21 protein-coding genes are annotated in these 20,462 nt (G+C 37.7%); 11 read left to right on the top strand and 10 right to left on the bottom strand.

Going from position 1 to position 20,462, the window contains the following annotated elements; translation table 11 throughout:
• Positions 1–19 precede the first annotated feature (19 nt).
• On the bottom strand, positions 20–1,468 hold the full coding sequence (leuC, locus tag ACG916_RS02750; protein WP_336952583.1) for a 3-isopropylmalate dehydratase large subunit: 1,449 nt from the start codon (positions 1,466–1,468) through the stop codon (positions 20–22).
• A gap of 440 nt (positions 1,469–1,908) precedes the next feature.
• Here leuC and ACG916_RS02745 point away from each other — a divergent pair, with 440 nt between their 5' ends.
• Positions 1,909–2,151: a DUF2061 domain-containing protein gene (locus ACG916_RS02745; protein WP_336952202.1), complete on the top strand. Its 243-nt coding sequence runs from the start codon at positions 1,909–1,911 to the stop codon at positions 2,149–2,151.
• Positions 2,152–2,179: 28 nt separating this feature from the next.
• Here the strand turns inward: ACG916_RS02745 and ACG916_RS02740 are convergent, their stop codons facing one another.
• Positions 2,180–2,803, bottom strand: coding sequence for a UCP032817 domain-containing protein (locus tag ACG916_RS02740; protein ID WP_419327048.1), 624 nt, complete (start codon positions 2,801–2,803; stop codon positions 2,180–2,182).
• A gap of 433 nt (positions 2,804–3,236) precedes the next feature.
• Between ACG916_RS02740 and ACG916_RS02735 the strand changes: the two genes are divergently transcribed.
• On the top strand, positions 3,237–4,094 hold the full coding sequence (locus tag ACG916_RS02735) for a LysR family transcriptional regulator (protein WP_004718104.1): 858 nt from the start codon (positions 3,237–3,239) through the stop codon (positions 4,092–4,094).
• A gap of 109 nt (positions 4,095–4,203) precedes the next feature.
• Here the strand turns inward: ACG916_RS02735 and ACG916_RS02730 are convergent, their stop codons facing one another.
• Positions 4,204–4,446: a DUF2789 domain-containing protein gene (locus ACG916_RS02730; RefSeq protein WP_336952204.1), complete on the bottom strand. Its 243-nt coding sequence runs from the start codon at positions 4,444–4,446 to the stop codon at positions 4,204–4,206.
• 176 nt (positions 4,447–4,622) lie between these two features.
• The gene (locus ACG916_RS02725; RefSeq protein WP_419327047.1) at positions 4,623–5,273 is read right to left on the bottom strand and encodes an HAD family hydrolase; all 651 of its coding nucleotides are present in this window, start codon (positions 5,271–5,273) and stop codon (positions 4,623–4,625) included.
• A 184-nt stretch (positions 5,274–5,457) separates the two neighbouring features.
• Here ACG916_RS02725 and ACG916_RS02720 point away from each other — a divergent pair, with 184 nt between their 5' ends.
• Together ACG916_RS02720 and ptsP are read left to right on the top strand one after the other, a co-directional pair.
• Positions 5,458–5,961, top strand: coding sequence for an RNA pyrophosphohydrolase (locus ACG916_RS02720; protein WP_336952205.1), 504 nt, complete (start codon positions 5,458–5,460; stop codon positions 5,959–5,961).
• Between the two features lie 77 nt (positions 5,962–6,038).
• Positions 6,039–8,333: a phosphoenolpyruvate--protein phosphotransferase gene (ptsP, locus tag ACG916_RS02715; protein WP_336952206.1), complete on the top strand. Its 2,295-nt coding sequence runs from the start codon at positions 6,039–6,041 to the stop codon at positions 8,331–8,333.
• Positions 8,334–8,364: 31 nt separating this feature from the next.
• On the opposite strand, the gene ACG916_RS02710 is transcribed toward ptsP, so the two are convergent.
• Positions 8,365–8,553 carry a DUF7230 family protein gene (locus ACG916_RS02710; RefSeq protein WP_004718115.1) on the bottom strand — a complete coding sequence of 63 codons (189 nt, stop codon included), beginning with the start codon at positions 8,551–8,553 and terminating at the stop codon, positions 8,365–8,367.
• A 327-nt stretch (positions 8,554–8,880) separates the two neighbouring features.
• On the opposite strand from ACG916_RS02710, the gene ACG916_RS02705 reads away from it, so the two are divergent.
• Complete coding sequence (locus ACG916_RS02705; protein ID WP_419327046.1) at positions 8,881–9,906, top strand: OmpA family protein; 1,026 nt, start codon at positions 8,881–8,883, stop codon at positions 9,904–9,906.
• A gap of 430 nt (positions 9,907–10,336) precedes the next feature.
• Positions 10,337–10,531: a hypothetical protein gene (locus ACG916_RS02700; RefSeq protein ID WP_419327045.1), complete on the top strand. Its 195-nt coding sequence runs from the start codon at positions 10,337–10,339 to the stop codon at positions 10,529–10,531.
• A 213-nt stretch (positions 10,532–10,744) separates the two neighbouring features.
• On the opposite strand, the gene ACG916_RS02695 is transcribed toward ACG916_RS02700, so the two are convergent.
• A complete protein-coding gene (locus ACG916_RS02695) occupies positions 10,745–12,403 on the bottom strand; it encodes an acyl-CoA dehydrogenase family protein (RefSeq protein ID WP_419327044.1) in 1,659 nt (552 codons plus the stop codon).
• A gap of 80 nt (positions 12,404–12,483) precedes the next feature.
• On the opposite strand from ACG916_RS02695, the gene ACG916_RS02690 reads away from it, so the two are divergent.
• The 4 genes from ACG916_RS02690 to ACG916_RS02675 all read left to right on the top strand — a co-directional run bounded on the left by ACG916_RS02690 (position 12,484) and on the right by ACG916_RS02675 (position 16,082).
• Positions 12,484–13,119: a TetR/AcrR family transcriptional regulator gene (locus tag ACG916_RS02690; RefSeq protein WP_419327073.1), complete on the top strand. Its 636-nt coding sequence runs from the start codon at positions 12,484–12,486 to the stop codon at positions 13,117–13,119.
• A gap of 508 nt (positions 13,120–13,627) precedes the next feature.
• Positions 13,628–15,148: a catalase gene (locus ACG916_RS02685; protein ID WP_004718136.1), complete on the top strand. Its 1,521-nt coding sequence runs from the start codon at positions 13,628–13,630 to the stop codon at positions 15,146–15,148.
• Between the two features lie 102 nt (positions 15,149–15,250).
• Positions 15,251–15,697 carry a thiol-disulfide oxidoreductase DCC family protein gene (locus ACG916_RS02680; RefSeq protein WP_336952213.1) on the top strand — a complete coding sequence of 149 codons (447 nt, stop codon included), beginning with the start codon at positions 15,251–15,253 and terminating at the stop codon, positions 15,695–15,697.
• Entirely contained in the window at positions 15,684–16,082 is a 399-nt protein-coding gene (locus ACG916_RS02675) for a DoxX-like family protein (protein ID WP_336952214.1), read from the top strand. Before ACG916_RS02680 ends, ACG916_RS02675 begins: the two co-directional genes overlap by 14 nt.
• A gap of 2 nt (positions 16,083–16,084) precedes the next feature.
• On the opposite strand, the gene ACG916_RS02670 is transcribed toward ACG916_RS02675, so the two are convergent.
• The 4 genes from ACG916_RS02670 to ACG916_RS02655 all read right to left on the bottom strand — a co-directional run bounded on the left by ACG916_RS02670 (position 16,085) and on the right by ACG916_RS02655 (position 19,454).
• Positions 16,085–16,735 carry a hypothetical protein gene (locus tag ACG916_RS02670; RefSeq protein WP_336952215.1) on the bottom strand — a complete coding sequence of 217 codons (651 nt, stop codon included), beginning with the start codon at positions 16,733–16,735 and terminating at the stop codon, positions 16,085–16,087.
• 64 nt (positions 16,736–16,799) lie between these two features.
• Positions 16,800–17,327, bottom strand: coding sequence for a hypothetical protein (locus ACG916_RS02665; protein WP_419327043.1), 528 nt, complete (start codon positions 17,325–17,327; stop codon positions 16,800–16,802).
• A 55-nt stretch (positions 17,328–17,382) separates the two neighbouring features.
• Positions 17,383–18,513 carry an MBL fold metallo-hydrolase gene (locus ACG916_RS02660; protein WP_336952217.1) on the bottom strand — a complete coding sequence of 377 codons (1,131 nt, stop codon included), beginning with the start codon at positions 18,511–18,513 and terminating at the stop codon, positions 17,383–17,385.
• Positions 18,514–18,515: 2 nt separating this feature from the next.
• Complete coding sequence (locus ACG916_RS02655) at positions 18,516–19,454, bottom strand: cation diffusion facilitator family transporter (protein WP_336952218.1); 939 nt, start codon at positions 19,452–19,454, stop codon at positions 18,516–18,518.
• A gap of 127 nt (positions 19,455–19,581) precedes the next feature.
• Here ACG916_RS02655 and ACG916_RS02650 point away from each other — a divergent pair, with 127 nt between their 5' ends.
• Positions 19,582–20,040 (top strand): GNAT family N-acetyltransferase, encoded by a 459-nt coding sequence (locus ACG916_RS02650; protein WP_419327042.1) that lies wholly within the window; start codon positions 19,582–19,584, stop codon positions 20,038–20,040.
• Positions 20,041–20,462: the final 422 nt, after the last annotated feature.

The following is a 20,462-nucleotide window of genomic DNA, read 5'->3' as shown; positions in this document are numbered from 1 at the left end:
CTTTGCTCCTTAAGCCTGATTAGAATGAACGTACATCAACAAAGTGACCTGCAATTGCTGCCGCAGCTGCCATTGCTGGACTCACAAGGTGAGTACGTCCACCATTGCCTTGGCGGCCTTCGAAGTTACGATTTGAAGTTGAAGCACAATGTTCACCTGGTTGTAACTTGTCAGCATTCATCGCCAAACACATTGAACAACCTGGCTCACGCCACTCAAAACCAGCTTCGATCAAGATTTTATCTAAACCTTCCGCTTCTGCTTGTTGTTTCACTAAACCAGAGCCAGGAACAACCATCGCCTGTTTAATACTTGACGCTACTTTTTTACCTTTCGCCACTTCTGCAGCAGCACGAATATCTTCAATACGTGAGTTGGTACAAGAACCAATGAATACTCGGTCTAATTGAATATCAGCCAACGCCTGACCCGCATTTAAGCCCATATATTGATAAGCACGTGTCCAATCATTACGCTGTACATCATCTTTAGCCTGCTCCAACGTTGGAACAGCTTGAGATACAGGAATCACCATCTCAGGAGAAGTCCCCCAAGACACTTGCGGTTCTATTTCTTCACCATTTAAAACGACGATCGTATCAAAGTATGCATCCTCATCAGAATGTAAAGTATTCCAATAAGCAACTGCTGCATCCCACTGCTGGCCTGTCGGTGCATAAGGACGATCTTTAACGTACTCAATCGTTTTATCATCTACTGCAACCATACCCACACGCGCGCCGCCTTCGATTGCCATATTGCAAACTGTCATACGTCCTTCAATCGACATATCACGGAATACCTGACCTCCAAATTCAATTGCATGCCCTGTACCGCCAGCAGTGCCGATTTTACCAATAATTGCTAAAACCACGTCTTTTGGAGTGACGCCTTGACCTAATGTCCCATCAACACGCACCAACATGTTTTTCATTTTCTTCTGTACTAAACATTGGGTTGCCAATACATGTTCAACTTCTGATGTTCCAATCCCGTGTGCCAAACACCCAAATGCGCCATGTGTCGCTGTATGCGAATCTCCACATACCACCGTCATACCTGGTAAAGTTAAACCCTGTTCTGGCCCAACGACATGTGCAATACCTTGACGAACATCGTTAATATCAAACTGCACCACATTAAAGGTTTTACAATTATCATCTAAAGTCTGAACTTGGATACGAGAAGTATCATCTTCAATTCCAGCAATTCCTTCTGAGCGCTCTTTGGTTGATGTGGGAACATTATGGTCAGGTGTTGCAACGTTAGCACTTAAACGCCAAGGTTTACGCCCAGCAAGTTGTAAGCCTTCGAATGCTTGTGGAGAAGTCACTTCATGCAATAAATGACGGTCGATATAAAGTAATGCTGAGCCATCATCACGTTGTGTTACAAGATGGTCATCCCACAATTTGTCATACAAAGTTTTTACTGATTCTGTTTTTGCTTTTTGGTTTTCGCCTGCCATGTCGAAATGCTCCACTGGACTGGGTAATTCTTTCATTAGCTCAATTATAACCACGTTTTTACATAAATCTAATTTATCATTTTTATTAATTTAAAAACTTTTTGGAATTAATTTTGTCAAAATAAATAACCTGTAATCACATCCATAAATTATTCAACTTCTCTTTTGTTTAATCAATTATATATCTTCAATAATTTTAAAGGAATTCGGTTAGTCAACAATAAAAACCGAGAAATTAGCAAACAAAGTTGAGGTGTAAACTAAACAATAAGCAAGTTCATCATTTAAAAAAATGGATAAATGAGATAGAAACAATCGCTATGCAATACATAAAGAATAGAATATCGTTTTATCCAATCAATATTAATCAAAAAAACCTTTTTACATTACAATTGATAATGATTATTATTTAACTAATCGATAAATCAGTGGTGAAACTCATGGCGGGTATCCAGAATTTCTTACAAAACAATCAACGTGTTTTCAAAAAAACCTTAAGTTATTACATTATGCACATCACCGTAGCAATGTTAGTTGCTTATGCAGTAACAGGTAATTTTTGGATGGCTGTGACATTAAGCTTACTTGAGCCGACCGTACAAGCATTTGCATTCTTTTTCCATGAAAAGGCTTGGAATAAACGAGACCAAAAAGCCGCTCAAAGTACTGAAATCAAAATCTAGATTATATGTTTTGCTGGGGCTGGAGATGCTAATCACCACCGCCTCCTCCGCAGCTGCTACAACTGCTACAAGAAGAAGATGAAGAATCTGAGCCTGTACTATGAGAGTGGCTCGAATCACTTGAGGAACTTGAACAAGAGCTCGAAGAACATGATGATGTTGCAGAAGCCTGCGGAAGATCTGAGGCTGAACTCATCATTTGGCTATACATCGTAATCATAAAAGGTAAACTAAAAATTAAGCCTTGCTGCCAGCGAATATGGGCATCAACCTGAAAAAGTCGCGGTAAAACTTGAGTGCTTTGTGGATTCAAACGATGTAAATAACATGCGCCTTGCCAAGTATTGAGTAGTTGCTGTCTTTGAGCAGCTTGTTGTGATTCAGTTGCTTGTAAAGCATGTGGTTTATGAATCAGTTTATAGCCTAAAAAACGTTGAGTCATCGACTGATAAAACTCATCAAATTCTTCAATTAATATATGCCATAACGCGTCCACTGAATGCGAAGGCATTGCATATGCTCCCTTACGCCACAAATGAATTGCCAAATAGTCTTTAAAACCTTCTTCAATCAAGGGATAGTAAGATTGTCGAATATTCGGATGTCTTTGTTTAAAAGCAAGCCAAATATTATTTGGGATTTTAAAACTCACCAAATCTCTCATTTTTCTTAAGCGATTTAACCGAAGCTTCAACCAAATTATGCTGAGAATAGCGACGATAATGATGGGGAAATAGATATTAAAAAAATATACACAAATTAAACCCAAACCAGAAAATATGAGTATCGTGATAAAAAATTGAAGCCAAGTTTTAGAGAAAGTATATCTAGTATAATGTTGAAAATAGTGAATGGCGGTGTTTGATGATTGATTCAAATAGCTTTCCTTTTGTTGTTTTTATCCGCAGACTATAAATGAGCTTTGCTCAAATTGTATAGCAAAAAGTTGTATTAAAATTTTTCCAACGCGTGAATGGAAGCAATCACTTTGTACAAAATAAAAAAAATTGAAAATTACTTTGATTAATTCTTAAAGTTTCTAAATAATGAATTACGCATAAAAATTCTTTATGGATGAAAATATTATGAATCTCGCTGCTTTTGAAGCTTTTGTCAAAGTTATGGAAACTGGTTCTATTTCTATGGCAGCAGAACATCTGTTTATTACTCAGCCAGCTGTCACCAAACGCATACATAGCTTAGAAGAATATTTCGGCGTCAAACTTTTTGAGTCCGCAGGTCGTGGAGTCCAAGCCACACATGCAGCGCATTCATTATTACCTAAAGTAAAAAACTGGTTAAATGAGTTGGGAGATATTCACCATACCTTAAGTCATGAGCAAGGCGAAGTTAGAGGAAAACTCAAGATTGGCACCAGTCACCATATTGGCTTACACCATTTACCACAACATTTAAAAAAATACGTACAGCACTTTCCTGAAGTTAAACTAGATGTACATTTTGTGGACTCTGAGCAAGCACATGAACAAGTGCTCGCTGGGGATTTAGAACTGGCATTTTTAACCCTTCCGCCACAAGGTGATGAGCGTTTGCGTTATATCACGATTTGGAATGACCCTTTAGTTTTCGTGGTTGCACCCTTCCATCCTTTGGCACAAAAAAAGAATCTTAAGCTTGAAGATCTGATTGAATACCCAAGCTTATTGCCAGCAGCACAGACTTATACCAGCCAAATCACATTGGCAGAATTTGAAAAGAAAGGTTTAAAGCCGAAAATCACCATGAGCAATAATCCACTTGAATCTATTCGTATGTTGGTTTCAATTGGTTTAGGCTGGTCTGTTTTACCTAAAACCTTATTAAATCAAGACTTACAACAACTTGATATTCGTTTCGAAATGAACCGCCAATTGGGTATGGTTTGGCATCCTGGGCGAACACAATCTAGAGCTGTACAGGAATTGATTGAGATGATGAAATAATCCCTGCAATAAAAATCCCTTATCTTGTGACTCAAGATAAGGGATTTACATATTACACAGGAATGATCTTACTAATTATTCCCTTATAAAATCTTCATTGCACAATTTTTTACTTTACTGAGTCCTCATGTAGAGACTCGTTTAACTGATCAACCACTAATGCCCATTCACCATCAGATTTAATTTTTTCAGCAAGAAACTGACGTTGTCCCTCACTCCAATAAGATGCTTCTGTAATTAATGTATCTGCATCCAACTGGTGATTTGCAATAAAACTTTGAATCGCCTCTTCGCTAGAATCCAAACCGAGTTGTTCAAATAAATTGGTCATTCTTGGACGTGTCTGGCTCATTATATAATCTCCGTCAGTTTTAAAAGTGCTCAAATCAACATAGCACTTTTATAATGAAAATGAAGTACAAAATCTTCATTTATAAAAATTTTACAAAACTTAGCATTTTTAACAAAACCATGAACCTATAAAAAAAAGTGATCAACACTACTTTAAATCACAATAATCAATCTATCTCAAATCGACCAATCTTGGATATCCCACCCCTGTTCTTTGGCGAAGTGCTCAAGACGATCATCAGGATTTACTGCAATCGCATGATCAGCATATTCCAATAAAAAACGATCATTAATAGAATCTGAATAAGCCCATGATTCAGTGACAGTACGTCCATCGAGCCATTGATCTAAACGTGCCAATTTACCTTTTTGGTAACATGGGACATTAATCACTTTCCCTGTGTATCTCCCATCTTTTATTTCAGCATTGGTCGCAATAATTTCGCTGATACCAAATTCACGGAAAATAGGTGCTGTAATAAAATCTGAGGTTGCCGTAATACCAACCAACGCATGTCCTAAATCTTTATGTTTTTGAATCGCGGCAAAACCAGCTGGACGCATTTGTGGGCGGATCACTTTTTGCATAAACAACTGATGTAACTCAGTTAAATAAGTATTATCGTGTTGAGTAAGAAACTCAAAGACAAATTCATTATAAGCAATTGGATCAAGCTTGCCTGCTTTATAATCTTCATAAAACTGATCATTCATCACACGATGTCGGACTGGATCGACCAAGCCTTCATTGACTAAGAACTCTCCCCAAGAATGGTCAGAATCTGTATTTAATAAGGTGTGATCTAAGTCAAACAGCGCCAATTCCATGAAAATACTCGTTTAAACTGAAATTTAAGAAAAAAATTGTAAATCTATCACCGCTAGTCGATAGAAATTCGTTAAGATCATAGCAATTTTAAAACATTATTACTTTGACTTTATCGAGTTGGACAAAAGAGTGTATGTCCCCATATATAAAGTCAAATGAAATTAACAAATTTTAGGTAGCCAAATGATCGACTCAGAAGGTTTCCGACCCAACGTCGGGATCATTTTGGCAAACGATATTGGACAAGTTTTATGGGCAAAACGCATTGGACACAATGCTTGGCAATTTCCTCAAGGAGGTATCCAGTTTGGAGAGACTCCTGAGCAAGCTCTATTTAGAGAACTACGAGAAGAAGTTGGGCTCCTACCCGAACATGTCCAAATTATTGCCCAGACAGATGACTGGTTGCATTATCGTTTGCCGCTTCGATACATTCGCTCGGATTCCGATCCGATTTGTATTGGACAAAAGCAAAAATGGTTTTTACTGAAACTCACAGCTTCAACGAAACATATTCAGTTGAATCTCTCTGACCCGCCGGAGTTTGATCAATGGCAATGGGTTAGTTACTGGTATCCGCTTGGACAAGTGGTGAATTTTAAACGAGATGTATATCGTAAAGCGATGATGGAGTTATGTATGCGAATGCCGAAATATACAGCTGAAATTTCTTCAAAATATGAATGATTTTTCAAGGTAGTACTGTTATAAATAATACTGATGAAGTCGCTTTAAAACATAGCTTAAATTAGGAGCATACATCCATGTCGAACATGCAACTGGACACATTAAGACGTATTGTACAAGAGATCAATGCGTCAGTCAGTTTGCATGATTCCTTGGAAATCATGGTCAATCAAGTTTCCGAAGCCATGCATGTTGATGTTTGCTCTATTTACCTTTTAGATGAACGTAACCAGCGTTATGTACTCATGGCAACCAAAGGCTTAAATCAAGAATCTGTAGGGACAGTTTCCTTACAACTTGGCGAGGGTTTGGTTGGTTTAGTGGGACAACGTGAAGAGATTGTCAACTTAGACAATGCGTTTAAACACGAACGGTTTGCCTACTTCCCCGAAACAGGGGAAGAGATCTATAACTCGTTCCTTGGTGTTCCAGTCATGTATCGCCGCAAAGTGATGGGCGTGATGGTGGTTCAGAACACCGAACCTCAAGATTTTAGCGAGGCAGCAGAATCATTTCTGGTGACCTTATGTGCGCAACTCTCTGGGGTAATTGCCCATGCACATGCAGTGGGTAATATTGATGTTTTCCGAAAACCCAGCAATTCATCTAACTACAAGACCTTCCAAGGTTCATCTGGTGCAGGCGGTATTGCACTTGGCCGTGCCATCATCCTTTACCCTCCGGCAGATTTAGCTTCGGTACCAGACCGTGATGCCGATGATATCAGTGAAGAACTTAAGCTTTTAGACCAAGCCATTGCGTCTGTACGCAATGAAATTCAATCGCTTGATGACAAGATGCAAGATTCGCTCATGGCGGAGGAACGTGCTTTATTTAGCGTGTTCTTACGTATGTTGGATGAAAATGCCTTACCTGCTGAAATTAAAGAAATTATTCGAGATGGAAGCTGGGCGCAAGGTGCAGTTAAAAATGTGATTGAACGCCATGTTGCGCTTTTTGCGCAAATGGAAGATGACTATTTACGTGAACGTGTATCTGATTTAAAAGACCTTGGACGCCGAATCCTAGCTGCGTTACAAGAAGGCGATACTAGTCATAAAGAGATCACCTCTGAAAGTATTTTAATTGGGGATGAGATCAGTACGGCTGCTTTGGTTGAGCTCCCTGTAGATAAAATTGCTGCGATTGTGACCTCTGAAGGCGCTGCCAACTCACACATGGTGATTGTCGCGCGCGCGCTTGGTATTCCAACTGTCGTGGGTGTTACTGAACTGCCGGTAAATACGCTTGATGATGTCGAAATGATTGTCGATGCTTATCAAGGTCGGGTTTTTGTCAATCCACCACGTCGTTTACGTACACGTTATAAAGAGATCCAAAAAGAAGAAGAACAAATTGCCAAAGATTTAAAGCAATATGAAACCAAAGATGCCATTACCCCTGATGGTGTTGCAGTAAAGCTGTATGTAAATACCGGTCTCATGATTGATGTGGTACGCGGAGTTCAACGTGGTGCAAAAGGTGTAGGGCTTTATCGTTCTGAAATTCCATTTATGCTGCGTGAACGTTTCCCAGGCGAAGAAGAACAGCGTGCGATCTATCGTCAACAGCTCAGTCACTTTGCCAACAAACCTGTGGTGATGCGTACACTTGATATTGGTGCGGATAAAGACCTACCATATTTCCAAATTGAAGAAGAAAATTCAGCGTTGGGATGGCGTGGCATTCGTTTTACCCTTGATCACCCTGAAATCTTTTCCTCACAAATCCGAGCAATGTTAAAAGCCAGTATCGGCTTAAACAATCTGCATATTTTATTGCCAATGGTTACCAGTGTCAGTGAAGTAGAAGAAGCACTTTACTTACTGGAACGTGACTGGATTGCAGTTCAGGAAGAAGAACAAGTTAAATTTGCCAAACCTAAAATCGGCATTATGGTTGAAGTACCGAGTGTACTTTTACAAATTGGTGAATTTGCTGAATTGGTCGATTTCTTCTCAGTCGGTTCAAATGACTTAATACAATATTTATTGGCAGTTGATCGTAATAATCCACGCGTATCTAGTGTTTATTCACACTTCCACCCTTCTGTACTCCGTGCTTTAACACGGTTGGTTCAAGAATGTCATAAGTATGAAAAACCAATCAGTATTTGTGGAGAAATGGCGGGTGACCCACTCTCAGCCATTTTACTTATGGCAATGGGATTCAATACCTTGTCGATGAGTTCAAGTAATATTTTGCGTGTGCGTAAAGCGATTTGTCATGTATCAATGACAGATGCACAAAAGTTATTAGAAGAAGTAATAGCGATGAATAACCCACTCATGGTCAAGAGCTGGATGGAGTATTACTTTAAGCATCATGGTTTGGCCGATATGGTGAAATCGAATCGTTTGGTCAATATTTAATTATTTATTTTTATTAGATTTTTATAATTATTTAAGCAAAAATTGCAGTCCACAAAAAAGGCCGATAATCATCAGAATATCGACCTTTTTTGTGTTTATCATAACCCCGTTTTGCATTCTTTTTACGATCTACAAACACTTGGCTTTTGTTGACTTCATGCATGTGTTTGGCCACAAAGTTGTGAATCACAACCTCTGGCATTGCTTTTTTCTTTGCCATTTTCTTTACCTATTTTGCTGTATACCACTTGATCAGTGGGAATCTGATATTACGCTTTTTTGTGTAGAATACAAGTATTTGTATTGATCAAGTTTGTGACTATTTTCTATTGCACTCTTTTTAACTATTGCATCAAGGCAAATTTGCAGACTTATCTCAAATTGATTTTAATCATCAAAAGATCATTTTTAATTTAATTAAAATTTTACAAATCAGATTGAAAACTTCATGTAATTCATGAGTATTGTTATCTATAGTATTTAAAGAAATTTGAATATAAATATGCTCAATAAAATATAGGGTGATGAGTTAGAACTGGAGGATCATGTGTTCAATCAAAAGAAATTATCGAGTTTTCTACTATTATTGGTTATTCCTACACTTGGTTTAATCGCATGTAGTAAACCTGAGAAAGCAGAAGTCATAACAACTGAATCAAGTACGAGTTCTGTACCATCTGAAACTGCGAAAACTGAATCTACAGAGAACACTTTTGATCTCTCCAAGATTCCAATTTCAAATATTACACTTGGTCAGTTTCCATATATTTCTTTGCCAAATGGTTATCAGTTTCACGAAGCAACGACCGTAAATTTTGAGAAAATACCATTTTGGACAGGTCAACATATCGAAAATATTGAAGGTCAATTATATAGTGCAGCCATTCAACAAAATGAAAATTATAAAGAAGGAAGTTTTTTAGAATTGCAACGTAATTTGGAAAATGTAATCCAGCAATTGGGTGGCAAAGAAATTACACAGAGTAAAATTCCTCAACAAGAATTAGAAAAGATCCCACAAAAATTCCAAGTCGATTATGTTGCAGGATTGGGAGATATTTTTAATAACCCGACACAGACCTTTGTGATACGTCAAGCCAATAAAAATATTTGGTTCCAATTGACACAGGCAGGGAATGGACATGCTGGCCTATTCGTCGCAGAAACTAAACCTGTTGAAATTACAGCTAAAGTATTAAATTCAGGCCAACTCAAAACAGCTTTGGATAAGGACAATAAAGTCAATATTGAGGTTAACTTTGCCACGGATCAAGCGAATATTTTGCCTGACTCTCAACCCCAAATTGAACAAGTCATTCAACTGCTAAAAAACAACCCTGAACTCAAATTGAGTATTAATGGTCATACAGATAATTCAGGTAATACCAAACATAATCAAACGCTTTCAGAACAACGTGCAAATGCTGTTGTTAAAGCTTTAACCAATAATACTGGAATTCAACAAAGCCGTTTAACAGCCAAAGGCTTGGGAGATACACACCCTATTGCGAATAATTCAACTGAAGACGGTAAAGCTTTAAATCGTAGAGTTGAGCTGATTAAATCTAATTAATTCTGTGAAATGCTGAGTTCAATGAACAAAGAAAACTCATTATAAATAAATGGGTTTTCTTTTAAAAATAGCTCACTCACTACATACACGATGTACTCAGTAAAACTCTATCTAGCAATCGTTTTACATCCACAGCTTGCATATCTAACATTTCAGCAACTCATCCATAAAACATACTATAAGGTGTTTTAATAAAAGCATCCGCTTGTAATCTACTGTTGATTCTTCCGCTCATAAACAAATTTTTATTAAAAGATAAAAACTGCGATAACAACAACTTATTTACTGAAATAAAAACTTAATTACAACAAATTTCAATAAAAAACATAAATATTAAATATTTTCAACAATATAAATTTGCCAAAACCAAAAAATGCATATATATTGTATATACATTTTTTGGATTATCACCTTTGGGGATAAATACGTCATGGCTGAATTACCCAAAAAGACAAAGGTGAATAAAAAAGATGGGCAACTCTTAATTCGCATTAACAGTGATGAGCGTGACCAGTTTTTGCAACTCTGTGAAACGATGGATACCAGTGCAGCGCGTGAGTTAAGAAAATTTATCCGTAGTTTTATCAAAAAACATCAGCCAACGGATACTCAAACTAAGGAGTAACATGATGTCTAAGCAAGTTAAATCTTTAAAACAGAAAATCAAAGCACGTTTGGAAAAAATCTCCAAACACGAAGGTAAATTGAAAAAGCTCAAAAAAAAGCTTAAAAAACAAAAGTAATTTCGATTACACATCCCAAGCTTGAACTTTGATAAAAGTGGCTTAAAAAAAAGCGGCATTATTTACATAATGCCGCTTTTGCGTTTTCGAAGGGATTAAGCTAAAGCTCTATCTAACAAACGTTTTACATCCACAGCTTGTGCATCTAACATTCCGACCACGCGTCCATAAAACGCACTATAACGTGTTGCAATAAAAGCATCCGCAACAAAATCTGGTGCATATTGTTTCAGCAAAATAGCTTGTGCCAAGATAACCAAACGACTGACTAAGCTACGTGCCATAAATTGCAATTCATCTGCTTGTAAGCCATTAAATAATTTAAATAAAGCTTGTAATTCATCTTGTAAAATTGGATCTTGAGATGCAACTTGTGCAAATGATTTAAATAAGACTTCAATTGATTCACGGTCACGTTGAATTGCGCGTAATACATCCAAGCACATCACATTACCAGAGCCTTCCCAAATGGTGTTTACAGGGGCTTCTTTAAAAATACGTGCCATGATTCCTGTATCGACATAACCATTGCCACCGAAGACTTCCATCATCTCACCTGTCAACTCCACGGCACGCTTACACACCCAGAACTTTGCTGCTGGTGTCATGATTCGTCTCCATGCCAGAGATAATTCATCATCACTCTCATAGCAATGCGCAAGATGAAAACTCAATTGCATGGCTGCTTCTGTTTCCAAAGCTAAATCCGCCAATACCGCTTGCATCAACGGTTGTTCCGCCAAATGTTTACCAAAGGCTTTACGCTGACGGGTATAGGCAATACATTGCACCAAAGCCTGACGTAACATCGCACTTGAACCGACTGAACAGGTCAAACGTGTATAGTTTGCCATTTCAATAATCGTGGGAATCCCGCGCCCAGCTTCACCGATCATAATGCCCCAAGCATTTTTAAATTCAACTTCTGAGCTTGAATTACTGCGATTACCCACTTTATCTTTGAGTCGTTGTACTTGAACCGGATTTTTTGTCCCATCTTCTAGCCAACGTGGTACAAAAAAGCAGGCCAATCCATCTTGTTCAGTTTTTGCCACGACTAAATGTGCGTCACACATTGGTGCGGAAAAGAACCATTTATGTCCTGTCAGTAGATATGCTTGCCCACGTCCTGACTCAGCTACAGGAACAGCCCGTGTTTCATTGGCGCGCACATCTGACCCGCCCTGCTTTTCCGTCATCCCCATACCTAACCAAATTGATTTTTTCTGAGAAATCGGAATGTCACGTTCATCGTATTCAGTCGATAAGAGCTTTTCACCAACTTTTGCCCACAACTCAGGTTCATTTTGAATTAAGGGAATACTACCTAGCGTCATAGAATTAGGGCATAGATTGCCACACTCGACTTGTCCACTCAGGAAAAATCGAGCCGCCCAATCGACCCATTTTGAACTTGATTGTGGATGATTAAATGGATGTGCGTGTGTGTCAAATTGTCGATTTAGCCGCATCCATTTATGCCATGCAGGATGAAACTCTAGAAAATCTTTACGGCGACCACGAGCATCAAAACTATGTAATTCAGGAGTATGTCGATTGGCCAAATCGGCATATTCATAATATTCAGTAGAACCCGCAATCTTTGAAAACTCAGTTAGGCATTGCTGATCCTGACTGCCATAACGTTGCAAAATTTCTTGTAAGACTTGATCTGTAGTCAATAAATTATAGTTTTGCAGTTCGTCAAACTGATTGCTGATTTCATGTGTTTGCCAATTCTCTGCTGTGTTCATCCTGAATTCCTGTCTTGTTGTTTTTACCAATTGCATTCAGTATAGAAGAAAATACCTTCAAGGATGTTCGGATTATTTTTATGGCTTTACCTGCAATCAATGTGCGTCGTAAACCCCGCCAATCAAGGGCACGTATCACGCAAGAAGCGTTGATGGAAAGTTTTGTTCGGCTTTTACATGAACATCCTGCCAATAAAATTACCATTCGTGAAATTACTGATCTTGCTGGTGTGGGTTTAGGGACGTTCTATGAGTATTTTTCTAAAAAAGAAGATTTGATTGCTTTAACCATTCACCAACATGTAAAAAGCAATGCAGAAGTCTTGAAAAGTTATGCACAAAGCGTGTATGACTTATCCACAAAATCAGATTTTCAAAGCTATTTACAGCAAATTATTCATTTTCAACTTGAGCAAATTCAAGCACAACAATTTTTATGGGCCCAGTCTTTCTTATTAGAACGACAGGTTTCCAGTATTGAAACGTATCAAAAAAGTTATGCCATGATGGTAGAGATGTGGCAAAACATGCTGAAACCTTTTATTCAGGATGATGAACAACTCAAACAGATAAGTCTAAATGTACAACGAATTTGCTATGGTGTTGTCTCGCAGACATTGTTGATCGAACCTGAGTTTAAGGATTGGAAAGTTTTGGAAGCGGATATGGTTCAAATTATAAATAGCGTTATATGTATTAAAAAACAGATTTTCTAAAATTGAATGCAATCAATTTTCGCTCTGCAAAATATTCTCAAATGGATGAAGACAAGTTGGTTGTATCCAAGTCCATTTTCACCAAAAAACACAAGCTATTGATTTTTATTTTTTTTATATTTTAAACCATCATTATTATTGTAAATAAAAGCTGAATTATTATTTTACCTATCAGTACGCAGAGCTCTGCCCCATTAATCGCCAAAACAAATCAATAATAATATTTTTATCAATTTCACAAATATAAAAAATCACTCTAAAGTAAAGTTATCGCTTTAAAACATTGCTTGCTCTTCCTTGATCAACAATATTTTTAAAGCAGATAAAGACCGGTAAGTTGTTTCTAAAAATAAATGACAAATCATTTATTTTTAGATCAATTAGATTTAACAATTGTGCACTATATTGGTTTTTCAATTACGGTTAATGTCATGTAATAGCGAATATTCTTTATCTATTCCATCTATTCAAAAATGAATACATGATTAATTAAAAATGGAGAAATAGAATGAGCCAAGACTCAAAAAAATGTCCTGTAACCCACCTGACAACGGCTTTTGGTGCACCTGTTGTAGACAACCAAAATAGTTTAACGGCAGGCGCACGTGGTCCTCTACTGGCACAAGATTTATGGTTAAACGAGAAACTGGCCAACTTTGTACGCGAGGTTATTCCTGAGCGCAGAATGCATGCAAAAGGTTCAGGTGCTTTTGGTACATTTACCGTAACTCACGATATTACTCAGTACACACGCGCTAAAATATTCTCACAAATTGGCAAACAAACGGAAATGTTTGCACGCTTCACCACTGTAGCTGGTGAACGTGGTGCAGCAGATGCAGAACGTGATATTCGAGGTTTTGCACTCAAGTTCTATACCGAAGAAGGTAACTGGGATCTCGTTGGAAACAATACTCCTGTCTTTTTCATGCGTGATCCGCGTAAATTCCCAGATTTAAATAAAGCCGTAAAACGCGACCCCAAAACCAATCTACGTAGTGCAACCAACAACTGGGATTTTTGGACGTTATTACCTGAAGCTTTGCATCAGGTGACGATTGTGATGTCTGATCGTGGTATTCCAAAAAGCTTCCGCCATATGCATGGTTTTGGTAGTCATACGTACAGCTTTATCAATGCAAACAATGAACGTTTTTGGGTCAAATTTCATTTCCGCACCCAACAAGGCATTGAAAATTTAACCGATGCTGAAGCGGAAGCGGTTGTTGCTAAAGATCGTGAAAGTAATCAACGTGATTTATTTGATTCGATTGAAAATGGTAACTTCCCAAAGTGGAAGCTTCAAATTCAAGTCATGCCTGAAACAGATGCAGAGAAAGTCCCTTATCATCCATTTGACCTTACCAAAGTTTGGCCTCATGCAGATTATCCACTGATTGATGTGGGTGAGTTTGAGCTGAATAAAAATCCTGAAAACTTCTTCCTTGATGTAGAACAATCAGCTTTTGCACCAAGCAATTTAGTTCCAGGTATTAGTGTTTCACCTGACCGTATGTTGCAAGCGCGATTATTTAACTATGCCGATGCTCAACGCTACCGTTTGGGTGTGAATTATCAACAAATTCCTGTCAATGCTGCACGTTGCCCTGTTCACTCTAATCACCGTGATGGTCAAGGCCGTGTCGATGCAAACTATGGCGGTTTACCACACTATGAACCGAACAGTTTCAGCCAATGGCAAGAACAAGCTCAGTTTAAAGAACCACCATTAAAAATCAGTGGTGATGCAGATTATTGGGATTTCCGCCAAGATGATTCGGATTATTTCAGCCAACCACGCGCTTTATTCAATTTAATGAATGATACGCAAAAACAAGCACTGTTTGATAATACGGCGGGTGCAATGGGTGATGCACTTGATTTTATTAAGTATCGTCATATCCGTAACTGTTATGCATGTGATCCAGCGTATGGTGAAGGCGTGGCAAAAGCCTTGGGCTTAACTGTTGCAGATGCACAAGCTGCACGGGATAGCGATCCTGGTAAAGGTCATCCTGGTTTTCAATAAGTCTAGTTCAATAAAAGTCATTCAATAGAAACCGCCTTCGGGCGGTTTTTTATTTTGTATAAATGCACTATATTGAAGAAACTCCCAATTGCGAGTAAAGCCATGCAACAGAAAATTGAAGCGCTAATTCAACAACATGACATCATTTTATTTGATGAAATCTGTGTGTTATGTAATGGCTGGGCAAAGTTTTTAATCAAATATGATACACAGGCACAATTTAAATTAACTTCGGTGCAATCACCTTTAGGACAAGACATCTTAAGACATTACCAAATGCCCACTGAGCAATTTGATAGCATGTTGGTGATTAAAAATGGGCAAGCCTATAGTGAATCCACTGCGTTTTTAAAAGTGATTGAAAGCTTAGGACCACCCTTTTCATATTTAAAAATGGGGTACGGGATACCTAAATTTATCCGAGATTTTCTATATTGCCGAATCGCTTTAAATCGCTATCGTTTATTTGGTACAACTGCACAGTGTTTACTGCCTTCATCTAAAAATAAAAAACATTTTTTGGAACATAGCATTGATGCAAAATTCTAAAGTACTTCAGAATGCCTTATTGACCATTCATATTTCACTGGCTGTATTATGGTTTTATCAAGGGCTCATCCCTAAAATTATATATAAAGTCATCGAAGAGCAACAATTTTGGCAATTTACAGGGATTCAATTGTTGCCCATTCCTAGACTTATTGAACTCTCAGGATTTGGAGAAATAATATTTGGTGGATTATTTCTTATTTTTAGACAATCAAAGCTTCTGCATTATTTAAATATCATCGCGATGCTGTTGTTTTTACTGGTTGTTGCGATCGTTTATCCACACTATTTTGCGCGGGGTTTTAATCCTTTCATCATGAATACCGCAATGGCCACACTGTCTATTGTCGCAATTCAACTTCTCAATGCTCAAAAAGCCGAATAAACTTACATTCGCATATTTGTACCAAACTGCTCTTTCCATCCTTTGGTTTCAGTCGCAATTTGCTTGGCAAGTTTGCTTTTCACTTCTTGAATTAAGCGCGCCCGTTCCTGTCCATGCACAAATCGACCTTTATAATCACTTTGCATGGTTTGAATATATTCACTCAATGCACGTTGTTGTTGCTTAGTTTTTGGAGCGGTATGCAAAAATTGAAGGTATTCCTCATCTGGGTTTGTGCTAAGCGGATCACCCAAAATATCTTCAACATATAGTACAGCACTGACTAATTCCACTTTACCCTTTGCATCCACAGTATAGGTTTGTTTGCGCACACCATAAGGATAGGTCCAGAGTCCCTGCCGATCACCCGAAGCCCAGTAGCTATAAAAAATAATCTTATTATCTTTAATCTCATAATCACCCAATTCAATCTGGAGAATACTACAGTCACCCGTGGTTGAATAAATTGTATGCGTGAGCAGCTTTTTATTATCTCGATATAATTCAATATCTTTTCGTAATAAATCAACATCATCTTGATTCATCCCTGTTTTCAACTCAAAATTATTTTGATTAATTTGTATATTTTGAGTCTCAGCAAAAGCTGTACTAGATAATGCCAGTAACATCAATAAAGTTTGGATTATTTTCATTATTCATCTCCCTTGATTTTTCAATCAGGAATCAACACTATTTTTTAGTCTGGGTAAATACCCCCTAATCCTGACACAGCTTTTGCAAAACTGGAAGTATTTCACCTGCCTGACTAAAGGGTTGTGTCTGACGATAATGCTCGACCTTTTTAACCAGTTTATAGTTTTTATCATCCTGACTTTTAAACTGCTCAAGTCGTGTAAATGTCCGATCCTTACACAGTACTTGATAATAATTAATCATGTATTGCCTTTTTGGGTTCACACTTTTAACCCAAGCTTGAATAAGTTGATTCCCATCAGATATTGTGGTGATACTTTCAAAAAATTGATTATTTGAATTTTGATGAATTAATTTCCATTCATCACCCGTTTCCAAGTCATATTTTTCATTGAGAGGTTTGATACTCTCTGTATCATCTGCTGCTGGACTATCTTCTTCGGCTGTTGCCATAGTCATCTGATCTCCATCAGCACAAGGCTTATCTGAAACACAATCAGCCCCAGCCGCTTGAGTTAGGTCTATAGATTTTGCAGCAACTGAGCTCATCACCAAGCAAAACAACAAAGTACTCGATAAGATTTTTATCATTTTTAGTGTTCTCAATTTTTTAGCGCTCTCAATTTTTATGGCTCAATAAGACTCACTACACCACCAATTTACGGCCTTCACGAATACAGTAGAATGGATTAATCATTTTTGATGAATTCTTCATAGCCTTTTGTAAATCCTGCTCAGGCTGTTCCCGCGCTTCATCCGTCAATTGGAAAGTACGGTAATGAATTGCCAAAGAACGCTTGGCTTGTAAATCTAAATGCGCCTGAAAAGCATCTTGTGGATTCATGTGCATATATTTCATTAGCGCTCTTGGTTCATACGCACCGATTGGCAATAACGCAATTCGCGGTGAACCTAACCGTTTTTGAATTTCTTTAAAATGCGGTGAATACCCCGTATCGCCAGCAAAGAAGAAATGACCATGTTGCGATACCACAGAAAAACCACCCCACAATGCAATATTCTGATCACGTAAACCACGACCCGAGCCATGCTGTGCTGGGGTATAAATAATTTTTAAGTTTTTAAACAATGCAGATTGCCACCAGTCCATCTCAATCACATGGAACTCTTTAGGCAAGTAACAGGCATTGCCCAAACCTGTATAGATTGGCATGGCAAACTTGTTGTGTAGCCATCTTAAAGAGGCTAAATCCATATGGTCATAGTGATTATGACTGAGTAAAACTGCATGAATCTCTGGCAATTGTTCTAAAGCAATTCCAGCAGGAATCACACGTTTTGGTCCACGCCCATGTTTCGGACTAACATAGTCGGCCCAAACAGGATCAGTTAAAAAGTTATAGGGACCAATTTGAACCAGTACAGTCGCATGACTCACAAACCAGATTTGCCAATCATGTTCATCAGCATCTGGTCGATTCTGAGGTAATACGCGTGTTGCCGCATAGAATTCTGATGATTCTTTTTGGGTATCCACATTCCAAGTATATGATTTTCGGGTACCCAGCCATTTCATCAAATCCCAACGGCTACGCCCTTGTGGTTTACGTACTTCATTAAAGAACCGTTCACCATTGTGCTGATTTGAACCAATCACACTAAATACAGGTTTATACCATGTATGTGACAGACAATTTTCAGTATCAATTCGATAATGCAATTGTTGAACTTGCTGAGATGGAACAGTCTTATTTTGCATTGTGTTGTCTTGTACCGTTGTATCTTCAAGACGGACCATTGGCTCTTGTTTCGACATGATTACTCTAAACGCCCTTTCATTCTTTCAAGCCATACTTGCTGTGTTTGTGGCTTCACGAATAATGCCACGATTTCGGGATGAATACTTTTAATCTTTGCTTCAATTCTGTTCACACAGACTTCGATATCATCTGAAGTTAAACTATCTTTAAACTCTAAGCTTAAAGAAGCAATCACTTGATGTGCGCCCATTTGTTCAGTCAATACGCCATTTGCTGAATGTACGGCAGGATCTTCTTGAGCAATTTTCAATACATTATGACGCAGTTTTGGATCTGCTGTTTCACCCATCAACAACCCTTTGGTTTCCCGTGCCAAAAGCAAGGCTGATATAGCCAAGACAACACCAATCAGTACCGAAGCCACACCATCTAAAACGGGTAAATTAAACTGCTGAGCACAAAATATTCCAAGCAATGCAATGATTAAGCCAATTAGAGCTGCTGAGTCTTCAAATAAAACAGTAAAGGTTGTCGGATCTTTACTGCGACGGAATGCTTCAAAATATCCCATCTGACCTTTGGTCTTTTTAAATGTTTTCAACGCAATAAACCATGAAGCTCCTTCACAAAGCAGCGCAAACCCGAGTACCACATAGTTGACCAATGGGGATTGTATAACTTCTGGATGACGAATATGTTGAATACCCTGATAAATTGAAACTACCGCACCTAAAGCAAAAACCAACAGTGCAACAATAAAGGCCCAAAAGTATAACTCTCTTCCATAACCGAAGGGATGATGATAATTTGCAGGCTGTTGTGATTTTTTTAAACCATACAGCAATAAGATTTCATTTAAAGTATCTACGACAGAATGGACTGCCTCACTGAGCATCGCTGAACTATTTGTAATATAGGCGGCAACAAACTTAACCAGAGCAATGGCTAAATTGCCCAAAAGTGCTGCATATACAACAATTTTGTTGGAATCTGACATTTATTGTCCTGTTTTTTATCATCAAATACATCAATTTGATTTTTATAGCTGTCCTGCTTCATATTAGCGAAACTATCTGTGATTTTTCTTTATTTTTTGTTGTTTTTCACAATTGAGTGAATCTTTTATGGAACCCAATTTAACCAATATTCTAAATACTCCGTCGCAGTCTCATCCACAATTATTGAAAATTTGGGAAGCTTCTGTGCGTGCGACTCATGACTTTTTAAATGAACAACATATTTTACAAATTAAAACACTCATCATTCAGCATCATTATTTTGATCATGTGCAGTTGTTTCATGTGGAACGTGAAGGTCAAATCACTGGGTTTATGGGACTGGCTTATCAAAAGATTGAAATGTTATTTATTGACCCTAATTTTTTTGATCAAGGCATCGGTTCAATGCTCATTCAAAAAGCTTTTGAGTTAGGTGCACATGAAGTAGATGTCAACGAACAAAATATTCGTGCTTTGGAGTTTTATAAGAAACATAACTTCCAACAAATTGCGCGTTCAGAACTTGATGCTGAAGGTAATCCATTTCCAATTTTGCATTTAAAATTAAAGAAGCCATCCGTCTAAACGTTTTGAGATAAAGCGATATCAAAAACATCAGCATGAACGCTCTCATCAACTCTAGAATCTCTAGATACATAAAGCTGACTTTACCCAATCTCAAAGTCAATTTTATGAAATTCTCAGTATAATCATGTCTATAAGACAGATTAAAACAACTTAAACCAGTGCAATCAAACACTTTTCAAGTGTTCGTTCATATAAATTAATGAAAGTCTTGATATCAATTCTTTCATTCCTGCAAGTACGCTTTTGACAAGCAAGAGCCATAGATAAATTGATTCAACTTTGTACAAATGATTGCTTCTAGGCTAGAGCTTAGAGAAATATTTTTTTATTTTTATTAAGATATTTTATAGATTATTCACCATGTTATTTTCTATATTAAAATAACAATGAATTTTAAAAGTTCATTTATTTTCTAAATA

The sequence above is a fragment of the Acinetobacter legionensis genome, assembly GCF_048552295.1.
Lineage (GTDB): Bacteria > Pseudomonadota > Gammaproteobacteria > Pseudomonadales > Moraxellaceae > Acinetobacter.
The sequence above is the reverse complement of the archived record's forward strand: the minus strand, read 5'-3'. Positions and strand labels throughout refer to the sequence as shown.